A 14,226-nucleotide genomic window follows, 5' to 3' on the forward strand; every position below is an offset into this window, starting at 1 on the left:
GGTTAACTTAGAAACTTGTGCAGATCTTATGATTAAAATTAAAAAAGGCCTCAACCTTCCTATTGCAGGTGAGCCAGCCCAAGTAATAGAAGACGGCCCGAAAATTCAACACGTAGCATTGCTAGGTGAAGAATATGTCGGAATGCGTCCTTCTATGCTGGTGAAAGAAGGTGAGCACGTAAAAAAAGGGCAGGTTCTTTTTGAAGATAAAAAGAATCCAGGAGTGTTATTCACTAGCCCAGCCTGCGGTAAAATTATTGCGATTCATCGTGGTGAGCGTCGTGTCCTCCAATCCGTTGTTATCGAAATTGATGGTGACGAACAAGAGACCTTTGCTTCTTACAATAGGGATGAATTGGCAAGTTTGACTCGTGAACAAGTCGAAGAAAACTTGGTTAAATCAGGCTTATGGACAGCATTAAGAACCCGTCCATTTAGCCGTTCACCTGAACTAGGCACCTCGCCTGCCGCTATTTTTGTGACAGCAATGGATACCAATCCACTGGCGGCTGATCCGCTAGTTGTCATCCGTGCTCAGCAAGAAGCCTTTAATGACGGGTTAACCGTTCTGTGTCATTTGACTGAAGGTAAAGTGCATGTATGTCATGGTGCAGGGGATTTACCTAAGTCTAGTAATCATCCGCAAGTCGCTTATAGCGAATTTGCTGGCCCTCACCCAGCAGGGTTAGTTGGTACTCACATTCATTTTCTGGAGCCTGTCAGCATTCAGAAAAAGGTATGGCATCTTAATTATCAGGACGTGATTGCATTTGGGAAGTTATTCACTACAGGTTATCTATATACTGATCGCGTAGTATCACTTGCCGGCCCTCAGGTTGAAAAACCCCGTTTGATTAAAACACGTCTTGGCGCTGATCTGTATGAATTAACCAAAGGTCAACTCAAAGCAGGCGAAAACCGCATTATCTCTGGCTCTGTGCTATGGGGCGTAACCTGTGATGAAGCGCATCATTATTTAGGGCGTTTTCATAATCAGATCACCGTGTTACGTGAAGGTCGTGAGAAAGAGTTGTTTGGTTGGATTTGGCCTGGTTTCAATAAATTCACTATCACCCGTACAACCGTTGGGCATTTCTTGAAAAATAAACGCTTTAATTTCACCACAACGATGAATGGTGGAGAGCGTTCAATGGTGCCAATTGGTAACTATGAGCGGGTAATGCCTCTCGATATTATGATAACCCACCTCCTACGTGACCTCCTTTCTGGAGATACGGATTCTTCTCAGGAATTGGGATGTCTAGAGTTGGATGAAGAAGATCTGGGGCTGTGTACTTATGTATGTCCGGCCAAGTATGAATATGGCCCAGTGCTTCGTGATGTACTCACCAAGATTGAGTTAGAAGGGTAATTCCATGGGGTTGAAAAATTTATTTGAAAAGAATGAGCATCATTTTGAGCCTGGTGGAAAGTTAGAAAAACTCTATCCATTATTTGAAGCTGTTTCGACAGTTTTCTATACACCAGGTACCGTCACCAAAGGTCGCTCTCACGTTCGTGACACGATAGACCTTAAACGTATGATGATCCTTGTTTGGTTAGCGGTGTTCCCTGCAATGTTTTGGGGAATGTATAATGTAGGAAACCAAGCTATTCCTGCTCTTTATCACTTATATAGTGGTGCTGAGTTACAGCAGGTATTGGCTGGAGACTGGCATTATCGTGTTGCTCAGTTTTTAGGTGCATCCATTACGCCTGATGCAGGTTGGGGAAGTAAAATGCTGCTTGGTGCAGTGTATTTCCTGCCTATCTATGCGGTTGTTTTTGCGGTTGGTGGTTTTTGGGAAATTCTGTTTTCTCTTATCCGTGGCCATGAAATCAACGAAGGTTTCTTTATATCCTCCATTCTGTTCGCATTAATTGTTCCGCCTACCATTCCATTATGGCAGGCAGCATTAGGGATTACATTTGGTGTGGTGATAGCGAAAGAAATTTTCGGTGGTACAGGGCGTAACTTCCTTAACCCTGCACTTGCTGGACGTGCTTTCTTATTCTTTGCTTACCCCGCTCAAATTTCTGGGGACTTAGTTTGGACGGCTGCTGATGGTTTCTCTGGTGCAACGCCACTTTCTCAGTGGGCGACTGGCGGTGAACATGCTCTAATGAATACAGTATCAGGTGAACCTATCACTTGGATGCAAGCATTCTTAGGCAATATGCCTGGTTCTATTGGTGAAGTTTCCACATTGATGATTTTTATCGGTGGTGCATTCATCATTTTCTTCCGTATTGCTTCATGGCGTATCGTTGCTGGTGTTATGGCTGGTATGATCGCGATGTCTTATCTCTTTAACTTTATCGGTTCGGATACAAACCCTCTCTTCGCAATGCCATGGTACTGGCATATGGTCTTAGGTGGTTTTGCGTTCGGGATGATCTTTATGGCGACAGACCCTGTTTCTGCCTCTTTCACAGATAAAGGTAAGTGGGCTTACGGTATTTTGATCGGTGTTATGTGTGTGCTTATCCGTGTTGCAAACCCTGCATATCCGGAAGGTATGATGCTAGCAATCCTGTTCGCCAACTTGTTTGCTCCTCTGTTTGACTATCTGGTCGTTCAAGCAAATATTAAACGGAGAAAAGCCCGTGGCTAATGAAAAAACAACCAATAAAGATAGCGTCGGCAGAACGTTCATAGTCGTTTTTATTCTATGTCTAGTGTGTTCTATCGTCGTAGCGGGTTCTGCTGTAGGTTTAAAGTCTAAACAGCAAGAACAAATTTTATTAGATACGCAACGGAATATTTTAAGTGTTGCTGGTCTCTTACAACCGAAGATGACAGCGGAAGAAGTGCAAAAAATTTATGGCGAACGTATTGAGCCTAAATTATTGAACTTCAAAACTAATGAACTTTCCGACAGCACCAGTCGCTATGATCTTAATAGCGAATTGCGCAGTGAAGAAACGAGCATTGCACTTTCTCCTGCTGAAGACATTGCGAAAATTCGTCGTCGTGCAAACAGTGCTGAGATTTATCTTGTCAAAGATGATCAAGGTAAAGTTTCACAAATTATTCTACCTGTTTATGGCTCAGGGCTGTGGTCTGTCATGTATGCCTTCGTTGCAGTCGACATTGATGGCGTAACTTCACGTGGTATTACTTATTACTCTCACGGTGAAACACCGGGTCTAGGGGGGGAAGTTGATAACCCACAATGGAAAGCTCAGTGGCCGGGTAAAAAACTCTTTAATGAGCAGGGTGTTCCTGCGATAAAAATTGTTCGTAGTGGCTCAACAGATAGCCCTTATGGTATCGATGGCCTTTCAGGTGCAACGCTAACTTCAAACGGTATCCAACACATGTTTGATTTTTGGTTAGGCGACAACGGCTTTGGTCCGTTCCTGAAAAAAGTTCGTGAAGGAGCGCTGAATAATGGCTGATTCTAAAGAAGTAAAACGCGTACTGCTTGGGCCTTTGTTTGATAACAACCCAATCGCACTACAGATTCTTGGTGTATGTTCTGCATTAGCAGTAACAACCAAGCTGGAAACGGCTGTAGTGATGACGATTGCAGTAACTTTGGTCACTGCATTTTCTAACTTTTTTATCTCATTAATTCGTAACTATATTCCAAATAGTGTGCGGATTATCGTTCAGATGGCAATTATTGCTTCTTTGGTTATTGTTGTTGACCAAATTTTGCGAGCCTATGCGTATGAGATCTCCAAACAGCTCTCTGTATTCGTTGGTCTTATCATTACAAACTGTATTGTTATGGGACGTGCTGAAGCTTACGCAATGAAAGCGCCACCTGTAGAAAGCTTTATGGATGGTATTGGTAATGGCCTCGGTTATGGTGTTATTCTGATCCTCGTTGGTTTTTTACGTGAACTATTTGGTTCAGGCAAACTGTTTGGTATTACCGTTATGGAATCATTGCAAAATGGTGGTTGGTACATGCCTAACGGTCTGTTCCTATTAGCACCTAGTGCATTCTTTATCATTGGTATGCTGATTTGGGGACTACGTACCTTGAAACCGGCTCAGGTAGAGAAGGATTAAGTCTATGGAACATTATATTAGCCTGTTCGTAAAAGCGATATTTATTGAAAATATGGCGTTGGCATTCTTCCTCGGTATGTGTACGTTTTTGGCGGTATCGAAGAATGTTAAAACTGCATTCGGTTTAGGTATTGCAGTGACGGTTGTCTTGGGTATTTCAGTACCAGCAAACAACCTAGTGTATAACCTAGTTCTACGTGATGGGGCACTGGTTGAGGGAGTTGATTTATCTTTCCTTAACTTCATTACCTTTATCGGGGTTATTGCTGCACTCGTACAAATTCTGGAAATGATTCTAGATCGTTATTTCCCGTCACTTTATAACGCATTAGGTATCTTCCTGCCGTTGATTACCGTTAACTGTGCAATCTTTGGTGGCGTCTCTTTCATGGCTCAGCGTGATTATAACTTTAGCGAATCTATCGTATATGGATTTGGCTCAGGTATCGGCTGGATGTTAGCGATCGTGTTGTTAGCATCAATTCGTGAAAAGATGAAATATTCAGATGTTCCGGCGGGTCTGAAAGGCTTAGGTATTACCTTTGTCACCACCGGTTTGATGGCACTGGGCTTTATGTCCTTCTCCGGTGTGCAGCTATAAAGGCGAGAAGAATTCATGGATATTATTATTCTAGGCGTAGTGATGTTTACCCTGATTGTCTTGGCGCTAACAGGTTTAATCCTGTTTGCTAAGTCCAAGTTAGTCAATACAGGGAACATCAAAGTTGAAGTTAACGGCGATCCTGATAAGAGCTTTGAAGCTCCAGCGGGTGATAAGCTGTTAGGTATGTTATCTAACCAAGGGATCTTTGTTTCATCTGCTTGTGGTGGTGGTGGTTCATGTGGACAATGCCGCGTGCACATTAAAGAAGGTGGCGGTGATATTCTGCCGACCGAGCTTTCCCACATTAACAAACGTGAAGCAAAAGAAGGTTGCCGTTTAGCCTGTCAGGTGAACGTCAAACAAGATCTAAAAATTGAATTACCTGAAGAAATTTTTGGTGTTAAGAAATGGGAATGTGAAGTTATCTCTAATGATAATAAAGCAACTTTCATTAAAGAACTGAAATTGAAAATTCCTGATGGTGAAGTTGTACCATTCCGTGCAGGTGGATACATTCAGATTGAATGCCCGCCACACGTGGTGAAATATGAAGATTTTGATGTACCAGAGGAATACCGTGAAGATTGGGATAAATTCAATCTATTCCGTTATGTTTCTGAGGTAAAAGAGCCTACGGTTCGAGCTTATTCAATGGCGAACTACCCAGAAGAGCACGGTATTATTATGTTAAACGTGCGTATTGCAACACCTCCACCACGTAATCCAGATGTTCCACCAGGGATCATGTCTTCTTATATTTGGTCGTTGAAACCAGGTGATAAAGTGACTATTTCGGGTCCATTTGGTGAATTCTTCGCGAAAGAGACGGATGCAGAAATGGTCTTCATCGGTGGTGGTGCTGGTATGGCACCAATGCGTTCACATATCTTCGATCAATTAAAACGTTTAGATTCTAAGCGTAAGATCAGTTTCTGGTACGGCGCACGTTCTAAACGTGAAATGTTCTATACAGAAGATTTCGATCAATTAGCCGCTGAACACGAAAATTTCACTTGGAATGTTGCACTTTCCGATGCAATGCCGGAAGATAATTGGGATGGTTATACAGGATTTATTCATAATGTTCTGTATGAAAACTACTTGAAAGATCACCCCGCACCAGAAGATTGTGAATTCTATATGTGTGGACCTCCAATGATGAACGCAGCAGTTATCAAGATGCTCAAAGATCTTGGTGTGGAGGATGAAAACATCTTACTGGATGATTTCGGTGGTTAAGTAACCCTTAGTTGTTTGTATATACTTACATAGTTGAGGTGCAGTTAGGTGACAAGAGAATGAGTGTCTAAGAACAGGTTAATTCCTGTGACTAGTGCGAATGAACGTAGTCAGCAACACGGCAATCAACAATATGATGAGTATAGCGCCCGCTTATGTGGGCGCTTATTATTGAAGCAGAGAAAATTATGCTGAACAGAAAAGTGATAACTCCAGTGCTGCTGTTTGCAGCAACACTATTATTGGCGGCTTGCGGCGGACCTGAACAAGCTAACCTTCAGGGGCAGACGATGGGAACTTACTATTCCATCAAATATGTGGCTGATTCTTCCTCTCCAAGTAGTGAATCAATCCAAGCAGAGATAGATAAACGTTTGGAAGAAGTGAATGACCAAATGTCAACTTATCGTCCTGACTCGGAATTAAGCCGTTTCAACCAGTTCAAAGAAGTTAATGTTCCTTTTCCTGTTTCAGCTGCAACAGCAAAAGTGGTGAAAGAAGCCATTCGTATTAATGAGTTAACTAATGGGGCGCTGGATGTCACGGTTGGTCCTTTAGTTAATTTGTGGGGATTTGGTCCTGAGGGGCGAGTCACCAAAGCACCAACAGACAGTGAATTAGAAAAACGTCGTGCATGGGTTGGCATAGAGAAATTATCTGTACAAGGTAATAATCTGATTAAAACGATCCCTGAGCTTTATGTCGATTTATCTTCTATCGCGAAAGGTTATGGTGTCGATGTCGTTGCTGAGTATTTAGAGTCAGTCAATATTAATAACTATATGGTTGATATTGGTGGTGAAGTCCGTACGAAAGGGAAAAATGGTAAAGATGCTCCTTGGCGTATTGCGATTGAAAAGCCGACGACTGATGGGGTGAATCAAACGGCTCAGGAAGTGATCGAACCGGGTGATATGTCTATAGCGACATCGGGCGATTACCGTAACTATTTTGAACAAGATGGTGTCCGTTTTTCCCATACTATCGATCCAAAAATAGGGATGCCAATTAAACATAATTTGGTATCAATAACGGTACTTGCTCCAACTTGCATGAGTGCGGACGGTTTATCGACAGGACTTAATGTGCTCGGACCCGTTGAGGGTTTTGCCTTAGCTGAAAAGCTGGATATTCCTGTGTTTATGATCATCAAGACAGAAAAAGGTTTCGAAGAGCGTTACACTAAGGCATTCGAGCCATTTTTACAGAAAAAGCAGTAATTAGGAGGGTGTAAGAATGCTAAATGTTTTTATTGCAGCTTTCGTCCTGTTCCTACTGGCATTTCTCGGTATGTCACTTGGGTACATTATTAAGCGCAAGAGCATTCAAGGTAGCTGTGGTGGATTAAGCAGCATTGGTGTTGAAAAAGTGTGTGATTGCCCAGAGCCTTGTGATGCACGTAAGAAGCGTATGGCACGGGAAGAGGCTCGCCAAAAGGCACTTGAAAAACACCGTATTATTTAAAATCTGATAAGTATAATGATGGCCTTAGCTGTGAACTGTCACAGTTAAGGCTTATTTTTTATTTAGAGGCTATGCATTAGAGTTGATGCTCATAGCGTTAGGCTACTTTGATAAAGCAAGTTAAGAACTACTTACTGATTGCGTCTTTAAAGCTTTTAGGGGAATCAACCATCACCGCATCTGCGCCAATGTCTTTGGCTAATTGATAATCTTCCATACTATTGACACCAAATAGAACAATATGGGCTTGGCCATTTTTTCTAAAACAATCAATAGCTTCTTTATCCCATGATAATGTGGCAGGTGAGCGAGCCTCGCCTAATGTGTATTTCTCCACGACCTCGACTTTACGGTGTAATTCAAAGCCATACCAACGTGATTTAGATTGTCTATCGGTGGGGGCTGAACAATGATGATTCATAGCGCTATTAGCTAAGATGGTGCGTGTTTCATCACGGCCTTCAAAGGTATTAATTTTATCGGAGCGTTTGGTTAAGGCTTTGATGAATGCATCATTAGTTGAATAAAAGCGCGTATTTTTAAACGCATTATTTTTTTCAAGTAATGCATAAATAATATCGGCTTGCGTGGTTGGGTCTGCATCAGGGGATTTTAAATCAACATAAAATTGCGTATTAGGGTATTTTTTTAATACGGATTCGAGTGTTGGGATCGTTGTTTGTAGTATGGGTAATTGACGATGATGTTTTTTGTTAAATTGCTCAGCGGCATTGAATGTGGCGAGTTGTTGTGCGGTGTACTGAGATATTAGCCCCTTTTGCGCGGTTAAGGCTTCTAAGTTACTTGGCCTATATAAAACAACGTGTTTATCTTTGGTCAGTTGGGCGGTTATCCAAATGATGTCAGCATTATTTTGTTTGGCGAGCTCAATTGCGTAAAGCGTATTCTCAGGCGCATCCGCAGTACCTGCCCGATGAGCAACAATTTGTAGCGAGTGGGCGAAACAACTTTGGCTGGAAAGAATTAACAAACCAGCGAATATCCCTTTTTTAATATATGGTGTTGTTATTTTTATCATATGTATTACCTGTAATAATTATCTCAATAAGTTAAATTGAATTCAGCGAACCCTTTTTGTAATACTTTTCTGGCTTCTTGTAAGTAGTACTTGATTGAATTAGGACTAACTTTTAATTGCGCCGCAATCTGTTGGTAGGTCATTCCTTCAAATTGGGCTAGCCGATAGGCTTGCTCAATGATTGTCGGTAGCTTAGCAAGTTGTTCAAACATGCGTTGCAACTGCTCCTCTAGTACCAATTGTGTTTCCAAGTGCCACTCAGGCTCAGGCTCCACCAGCAGATTGAGATATTTAGCTTCTATGTGTTGTCGACGATAAAAATTGGCAATATTGCGTTGTGCCAGCGTGTACATAAATGCTTTTGGAAAGTGTAGAGTTTGGCAGCGATTTGTTTCAATCGTATGAACAAAGACATCTTGTAAAATTTCACTTGCGATATCGTCGTTAGGGGTGCGAGCAAGAATATACCTAAGGAGATCAGGGGCATATTGCTGAAAGAGACGCTGTTCTTCTATTCGTGAGGTACTATTAGTAGAGAAAATTGGTGTAGTCATAAATAAAAATAATAATTATTATCATTTTTATTTTAAAGTCAATTATGGACCCTCAAAAAAGAGAGTCCATCCGCGATATTAAAAATATTTGGTGATACTTAAACGTACATCTCGACCCACACCGGATACGGATTCGCCAAGATATGGATAATAATCTTGATCGAAAAGGTTAGTTGCAGTAACTCTGATCTCTGTATCAGAAATAAATTCAGGATTCCACTGCGCAAATGCGCCATACAGCGCATAGCCTTTGGATTTTGGGTATCCCCATGAGTCGGCTTTAGGGTCTCTATCTGCGGGTGAACGGACTTGATGTCCGACAAAGTCACCTGTTACACCAAAATGAGTATGCCATTGCGGTAATTTGTAACCTAACATGACATGTAAGGTATCGGGTGGAATTTCACCTATCCATGTTTTTTGTCCAAACCAGGGGTCACGAGGAGAGGCATCACGTTCACCTTTGATTGTGGAATAGGCCATTTTACCGAAAAGATTAGGACTATCATAAAATAGCTCAATCTCTAAGCCTTCAATGGTGTAGCCGGGTAAATTACGATAGTTCGAAAGGGGTCTCTCGCAATCGCCTATACCGTATTTTTTTGCCTCACAATATTCACCACGGCGACGAAATATCTCATCTTTTCCTCTATTACGAAATAGCGTGGTACGTATTTGTAACTGGTCATCCGCTTGTATGACTTGGTCGAAGTCGACGATTGCACCCAAACGAATTCCATGCATACGTTCTTTACCTAGATTGCGGCTGCTGCCGGTTAAGCTGCTATTAGCGAATTGCACTTCATACTGTTCATCAATAACAGGTGCACGCCATGTACGGCTAATATCACCAAAAAGCGTGAGGTTAGGTGTTGTTTTCCAAAGGAGCCCCAAATGAGGCGAGATACCACTATAAGTGACGGAACGATAATCATGGCCGATGAGAGGGTCTTGCTCCATATAGGTTGCAGCTAAATTACCTTTACCCTTGTTGGTAACATAATCGTAGCGTACGCCCGGAGTGATTGTTAGCCTATTCCAAGTTATTGCATCTTGGATATATGCGCTGGTGGTTTCCTGGACTCCAGCAGGCATAAATTGCGGTTGAAAATAACCGTAATTATATTCAGGCTTATTGGCTTTTCCTGCATCGAACATCAAAATGCCACGATCATTCTTATGCCATCTTGCACCAATGGTAACTTGGTGTTCTAACCTCCCCGTATCGAAGACACTTTCATTATGAATATCAAAGAGTTGATCTGTATAGTTAACCCAGCTTTTATTACCTAGGCTGGACGTTAAGAATTTAGACGCATTTTCTGGTCTAGTGTCATGCTGCTTGGTTTTTGACCATGCGTATGTGGCTGTTAGATTGATCAAATCACTATTTTCAGGGATAAAATTCCACTTCACGCTGTAGTTTTGATCTTGCTGATCTCGCTGTACCAATTTACGTTTGATCGCACCATCAAAGCCATATTGGTCGATCTCTCTTTGTGTTGGTGTGCTCAGTTCATCTCGTTTTGCAGCCCAAGGCACTAAGTTATCCGATTCTGAGCGCATTGCAGATAAACTGAGAGTGTGCTGGTCATTGAGGTAAATATTGCTTTTAATTAAATAAGATAATTGATCTGATTGAGAAAAACCGAATCGGCTCCCATCAGGACGACGTAAATCATCCCCTTTTCTTTTGCTGACATACAATAAGCCATCGGCAATCCCATTAAGCGTTTTGCCATATAAGGCTGAACTATAAATATTTTGACGGTCGTTGGTGTGATAGCTGTATTTAAACATCGCTCCGAAATGCTGTCCTGTCCGTAACAGGTCTTCAGGATCTTTGGTGGTGATTTTGACGGTTCCACCAAAGCCGCCATTGCCGTCCATAATGTTATGTGGACCTTTATCAACATCGATACGTTTGATGAGTTCAGGTTCGATAAACACTGAACCTTGGCGGTATTTTTCAAAGCCCTTGGGCGCATCATCAAGAGTGACTTTAACGTCTTCCATATCTCCCATCCCCCAAATATTGAGTGTTTGCCCTCCAGGGCGAGGGGAACCGGATGATGAGACTCCCGGTAACTGATCGACTAGCTCGGCCAGATTATTGGCTTGGGTACGTTCGATATCTTTTAATTTAAGCACTGAGCTGCCTGCGCCAACACTTGAATTTAAATGACCAACAACAGATAGGGCTGGAAATTGAATGGGTTGATCTTGTTCTTGTTTGTGCGATGCCTCAAGAACGGTTTCTGCTCCGTCGGCAGAGGCTGCTGTGGTAGCGATCAGTAAACTCGCAAAGGAGAGACGATTGAGCCTAGACAAAAAGGCACGTGTTGGTTTATCTATTTTTACTTGCTGAGTGGAATTTTTATTCATTATATTCTCGATAATTCACCATTCTTATCAATATCTACTATTAGTCGTTTGAGAACGTTTTTCCGGTAATGAAAATGATAATTATTTTTATATTGACGGTTTTTTTGAGGAATAATTGCACACCTAATAAATAAACTGTATATTTAAACAGTATCTATTCGGTGAGATTGTAATGCGTAAAATAATTCATATTGATATGGACTGCTTTTATGCCGCAATAGAAATGCGTGACGACCCTAGTCTACGTAATGTTCCTATTGCCGTAGGGGGGAGTGCTGAGCGTCGTGGTGTAATTAGTACAGCCAACTATGAGGCAAGGCGCTACGGTGTACATAGTGCCATGTCAACAGCGGTTGCATTAAGGTTATGTCCCCATCTAAAAGTTCTACCGGGTAGGATGGCTCTCTATAAAGAAACGTCTTTGCATATCCATAAAATTTTTTCTCGTTATACCGATTTAATTGAACCCCTGTCATGGGATGAAGCCTATTTAGATGTGACAGATAGCCAATACTGTCATGGCTCAGCAACACTGATTGCTCAGGCTATTCGTCAGCAAATTTTTGATGAGCTACAGCTGACTGCTTCAGCAGGGATCGCACCAATAAAATTTTTAGCCAAAATTGCTTCGGATTTAAATAAACCCAATGGGCAGTTTGTCATCACACCTCAACGTTTACCGGAGTTTGTGTTGTCATTACCGTTGAAAAAAATTCCGGGGGTTGGCAAAGTCACGGCGCAAAAGTTATCAGATATGGGATTGGAAACGTGTGCGGATGTGCAACATTATGATGCTGTCACTTTAATTAAAGCGATGGGGAAGTTTGGGCAGGTCTTATGGGAACGCTGCCATGGTATTGATGAACGGCCCGTTAATCCTGATAGATTGCGTAAATCTGTGGGGGTTGAACGGACTCTGGTGAAGGATATTTATCACTGGGAGGAGTGTTTGCCATTATTGGATAAGTTATATGAAGAGTTGGAAATCAGGCTGACAAAAGTAAAACCTGACCGGCGTATTGCACGCCAAGGCGTAAAAATAAAATTTAATGATTTCCAGCAAACAACTCAGGAACATATTTATCCAATACTCGATAAGCAAGACCTTGTACTTTTGGCTAAACAGGTTTGGGAAAATCGTCGCGAAAATCGAGGGGTTAGGCTGGTTGGTTTGCATGTGACTTTGCAAAGCCCACAATTAGAAAGGCAATTATTGTTAGAACTTTAAAGTACCCGCCCCAGTAGAGCGGATACTTTGATTAGCCGTCGTTCATTAGCCTTTAACTGGGATTGCTTTTAGAACCGCAGTCAATAGTTTCCAGTATTCACCAACACTTGCGATATGGACACGCTCATCGGGTGAGTGCGCACCACGAATGGTTGGTCCAATAGAAACCATATCCATGTCAGGGTAAGGTTTTTTGAATAGACCACATTCAAGGCCTGCATGGATCACCATAACATTCGGCACCTTACCAAACAGTTTTTGATAAGTTTCACTCACGAGATGCATAACGGGGGAATTTGCATCGGGTTGCCAGCCTGGGTAGCTGCCTTCTGCACGGTATTTAGCTTGCGCCAGTTGACTCACAGAGGTGAGCATATTCACAACATAGTTTTTGCCACTATCGATTAAGGAGCGAACTAAGAAGATCACTTCTGCTTTCTCTTCTGTCATGGTAACAACGCCTTCATTGAGCGATGTCTCCACTACGCCTTTCGCCACATCACTCATGCGGATCACCCCATTTGGTGCGGCGTTTAAGAAGAATACAAAGCGTTTTTGACACTCTTCAGTGAGTGCCGTTAATGTTGTTTGAGTTTCTTCTAATAGCAGAACTAAGTTGGGTTCAACAACAGCGAGTTCATTTTGCAAGATAGCTTCATAACGCGCTCTGAGTGCGGTTAATTCAGCAACTTTATCTGCGGCTATCGCAATAACGACATGTCCTTCACGTGGAATGGCATTACGAACTGTGCCTCCTGTAAATTCTAGCAGTTTCAAGCCTAGCTCTTCTTGGTGCCCAGCAAGGAAACGCGCTAACAATTTATTGGCATTACCTAAACCTAAATGGACATCACCACCAGAGTGTCCGCCTTTTAGGCCTTTTAATGTCAGGGTAAAGGTTTTGTAACCTTGTGGTATCGCTTCGCGAGTCAGATCAAATGTAGCTGTAAAATCCACACCGCCAGCGCAACCCATATAGATTTCGCCTTCTTCTTCTGAGTCAGTATTGATCAAAATATCAGCTTGTAGCCATCCTGCTTGTAGACCAAAAGCGCCATCCATACCGGTTTCTTCAGTCATGGTTAATAGCACTTCAAGTGGCCCATGCTCAACGCTGTCATCAGCTAAGACGGCGAGGGCAGATGCCATGCCAATACCATTGTCGGCACCTAAGGTTGTCCCTTCAGCAGTAACCCATTCACCATTCACGTAAGGACGGATAGGGTCTTTGGTAAAGTCATGGACAGTGTCATTATTTTTCTGTGGAACCATATCAAGATGGGCTTGCAGAACAACAGGCTTACGATTTTCATAACCAGAGGTCGCGGGTTTGCGGATCAAAATATTACCCACTTGATCACGTTCTACATGAAACCCTTTTTGTTTTGACCATTCGATAATGTGTGTTGCTAGCGCTTCTTCATGGTGAGAAGGATGGGGAATTGAACAAATTTTGGCAAAAATATCCCATAATGGCTGTGGTGACAATTTGGCTAGTTCAGACACGTTGGATCTCCTTAAGCGACTTTGGTCTTATCTATTTTTAGCAACTTATTCTGCTTAAAAGGCGTAGCACAGATATTCAGGCCACACGATTAATTTTCTCAGCATACACCTAATTGTTATAAATAGTCAGTGCAAATAATATTAATTCATCACAATTATCCGTTTTTGCTGGTTTTTGCTGCG

The 14,226-nt window shown here is 42.2% G+C and carries 14 protein-coding genes; 10 read left to right on the forward strand and 4 right to left on the reverse strand.

The genetic code is table 11. From position 1 onward, the window contains the following. The first annotated feature begins 28 nt into the window (after positions 1-28). The 9 genes from ACWPW6_RS04515 to nqrM all read left to right on the forward strand — a co-directional run bounded on the left by ACWPW6_RS04515 (position 29) and on the right by nqrM (position 7,331). Positions 29-1,372 carry a Na(+)-translocating NADH-quinone reductase subunit A gene (locus ACWPW6_RS04515; RefSeq protein WP_154623962.1) on the forward strand — a complete coding sequence of 448 codons (1,344 nt, stop codon included), beginning with the start codon at positions 29-31 and terminating at the stop codon, positions 1,370-1,372. Positions 1,373-1,376: 4 nt separating this feature from the next. Further along, positions 1,377-2,615: an NADH:ubiquinone reductase (Na(+)-transporting) subunit B gene (locus ACWPW6_RS04520; RefSeq protein ID WP_154623961.1), complete on the forward strand. Its 1,239-nt coding sequence runs from the start codon at positions 1,377-1,379 to the stop codon at positions 2,613-2,615. After that, positions 2,608-3,402: a Na(+)-translocating NADH-quinone reductase subunit C gene (locus tag ACWPW6_RS04525; RefSeq protein WP_163860764.1), complete on the forward strand. Its 795-nt coding sequence runs from the start codon at positions 2,608-2,610 to the stop codon at positions 3,400-3,402. The genes ACWPW6_RS04520 and ACWPW6_RS04525 overlap by 8 nt, the downstream gene beginning before the upstream one ends. Then, positions 3,395-4,024 carry an NADH:ubiquinone reductase (Na(+)-transporting) subunit D gene (locus ACWPW6_RS04530; protein ID WP_154623959.1) on the forward strand — a complete coding sequence of 210 codons (630 nt, stop codon included), beginning with the start codon at positions 3,395-3,397 and terminating at the stop codon, positions 4,022-4,024. The genes ACWPW6_RS04525 and ACWPW6_RS04530 overlap by 8 nt, the downstream gene beginning before the upstream one ends. Positions 4,025-4,028: 4 nt before the next feature. Further along, entirely contained in the window at positions 4,029-4,625 is a 597-nt protein-coding gene (gene nqrE, locus ACWPW6_RS04535) for an NADH:ubiquinone reductase (Na(+)-transporting) subunit E (protein WP_154623958.1), read from the forward strand. A gap of 15 nt (positions 4,626-4,640) precedes the next feature. Further along, complete coding sequence (gene nqrF, locus ACWPW6_RS04540; RefSeq protein ID WP_154623957.1) at positions 4,641-5,867, forward strand: NADH:ubiquinone reductase (Na(+)-transporting) subunit F; 1,227 nt, start codon at positions 4,641-4,643, stop codon at positions 5,865-5,867. 63 nt (positions 5,868-5,930) lie between these two features. Continuing rightward, complete coding sequence (locus ACWPW6_RS04545; protein WP_255427370.1) at positions 5,931-6,062, forward strand: hypothetical protein; 132 nt, start codon at positions 5,931-5,933, stop codon at positions 6,060-6,062. After that, positions 6,056-7,087, forward strand: coding sequence for an FAD:protein FMN transferase (locus ACWPW6_RS04550; RefSeq protein WP_250000047.1), 1,032 nt, complete (start codon positions 6,056-6,058; stop codon positions 7,085-7,087). The genes ACWPW6_RS04545 and ACWPW6_RS04550 overlap by 7 nt, the downstream gene beginning before the upstream one ends. Positions 7,088-7,103: 16 nt before the next feature. Continuing rightward, positions 7,104-7,331 (forward strand): (Na+)-NQR maturation NqrM, encoded by a 228-nt coding sequence (nqrM, locus tag ACWPW6_RS04555; protein WP_004923200.1) that lies wholly within the window; start codon positions 7,104-7,106, stop codon positions 7,329-7,331. A gap of 127 nt (positions 7,332-7,458) precedes the next feature. On the opposite strand, the gene ACWPW6_RS04560 is transcribed toward nqrM, so the two are convergent. The 3 genes from ACWPW6_RS04560 to ACWPW6_RS04570 form a co-directional block, all read right to left on the reverse strand. Further along, on the reverse strand, positions 7,459-8,370 hold the full coding sequence (locus ACWPW6_RS04560) for a glycerophosphodiester phosphodiesterase family protein (RefSeq protein WP_154623955.1): 912 nt from the start codon (positions 8,368-8,370) through the stop codon (positions 7,459-7,461). A gap of 23 nt (positions 8,371-8,393) precedes the next feature. After that, positions 8,394-8,924: an RNA polymerase sigma factor gene (locus tag ACWPW6_RS04565; RefSeq protein ID WP_154623973.1), complete on the reverse strand. Its 531-nt coding sequence runs from the start codon at positions 8,922-8,924 to the stop codon at positions 8,394-8,396. Between the two features lie 78 nt (positions 8,925-9,002). Next, positions 9,003-11,309 carry a TonB-dependent hemoglobin/transferrin/lactoferrin family receptor gene (locus ACWPW6_RS04570; protein ID WP_250000050.1) on the reverse strand — a complete coding sequence of 769 codons (2,307 nt, stop codon included), beginning with the start codon at positions 11,307-11,309 and terminating at the stop codon, positions 9,003-9,005. Positions 11,310-11,481: 172 nt separating this feature from the next. Between ACWPW6_RS04570 and dinB the strand changes: the two genes are divergently transcribed. Further along, positions 11,482-12,537: a DNA polymerase IV gene (gene dinB / locus ACWPW6_RS04575; protein WP_163860767.1), complete on the forward strand. Its 1,056-nt coding sequence runs from the start codon at positions 11,482-11,484 to the stop codon at positions 12,535-12,537. A gap of 45 nt (positions 12,538-12,582) precedes the next feature. Here the strand turns inward: dinB and pepD are convergent, their stop codons facing one another. Then, on the reverse strand, positions 12,583-14,043 hold the full coding sequence (gene pepD, locus ACWPW6_RS04580) for a beta-Ala-His dipeptidase (RefSeq protein WP_163860768.1): 1,461 nt from the start codon (positions 14,041-14,043) through the stop codon (positions 12,583-12,585). Between the last annotated feature and the right edge of the window lie 183 nt (positions 14,044-14,226).

Source organism: Providencia sp. Marseille-Q8014 (genome assembly GCF_965112055.1).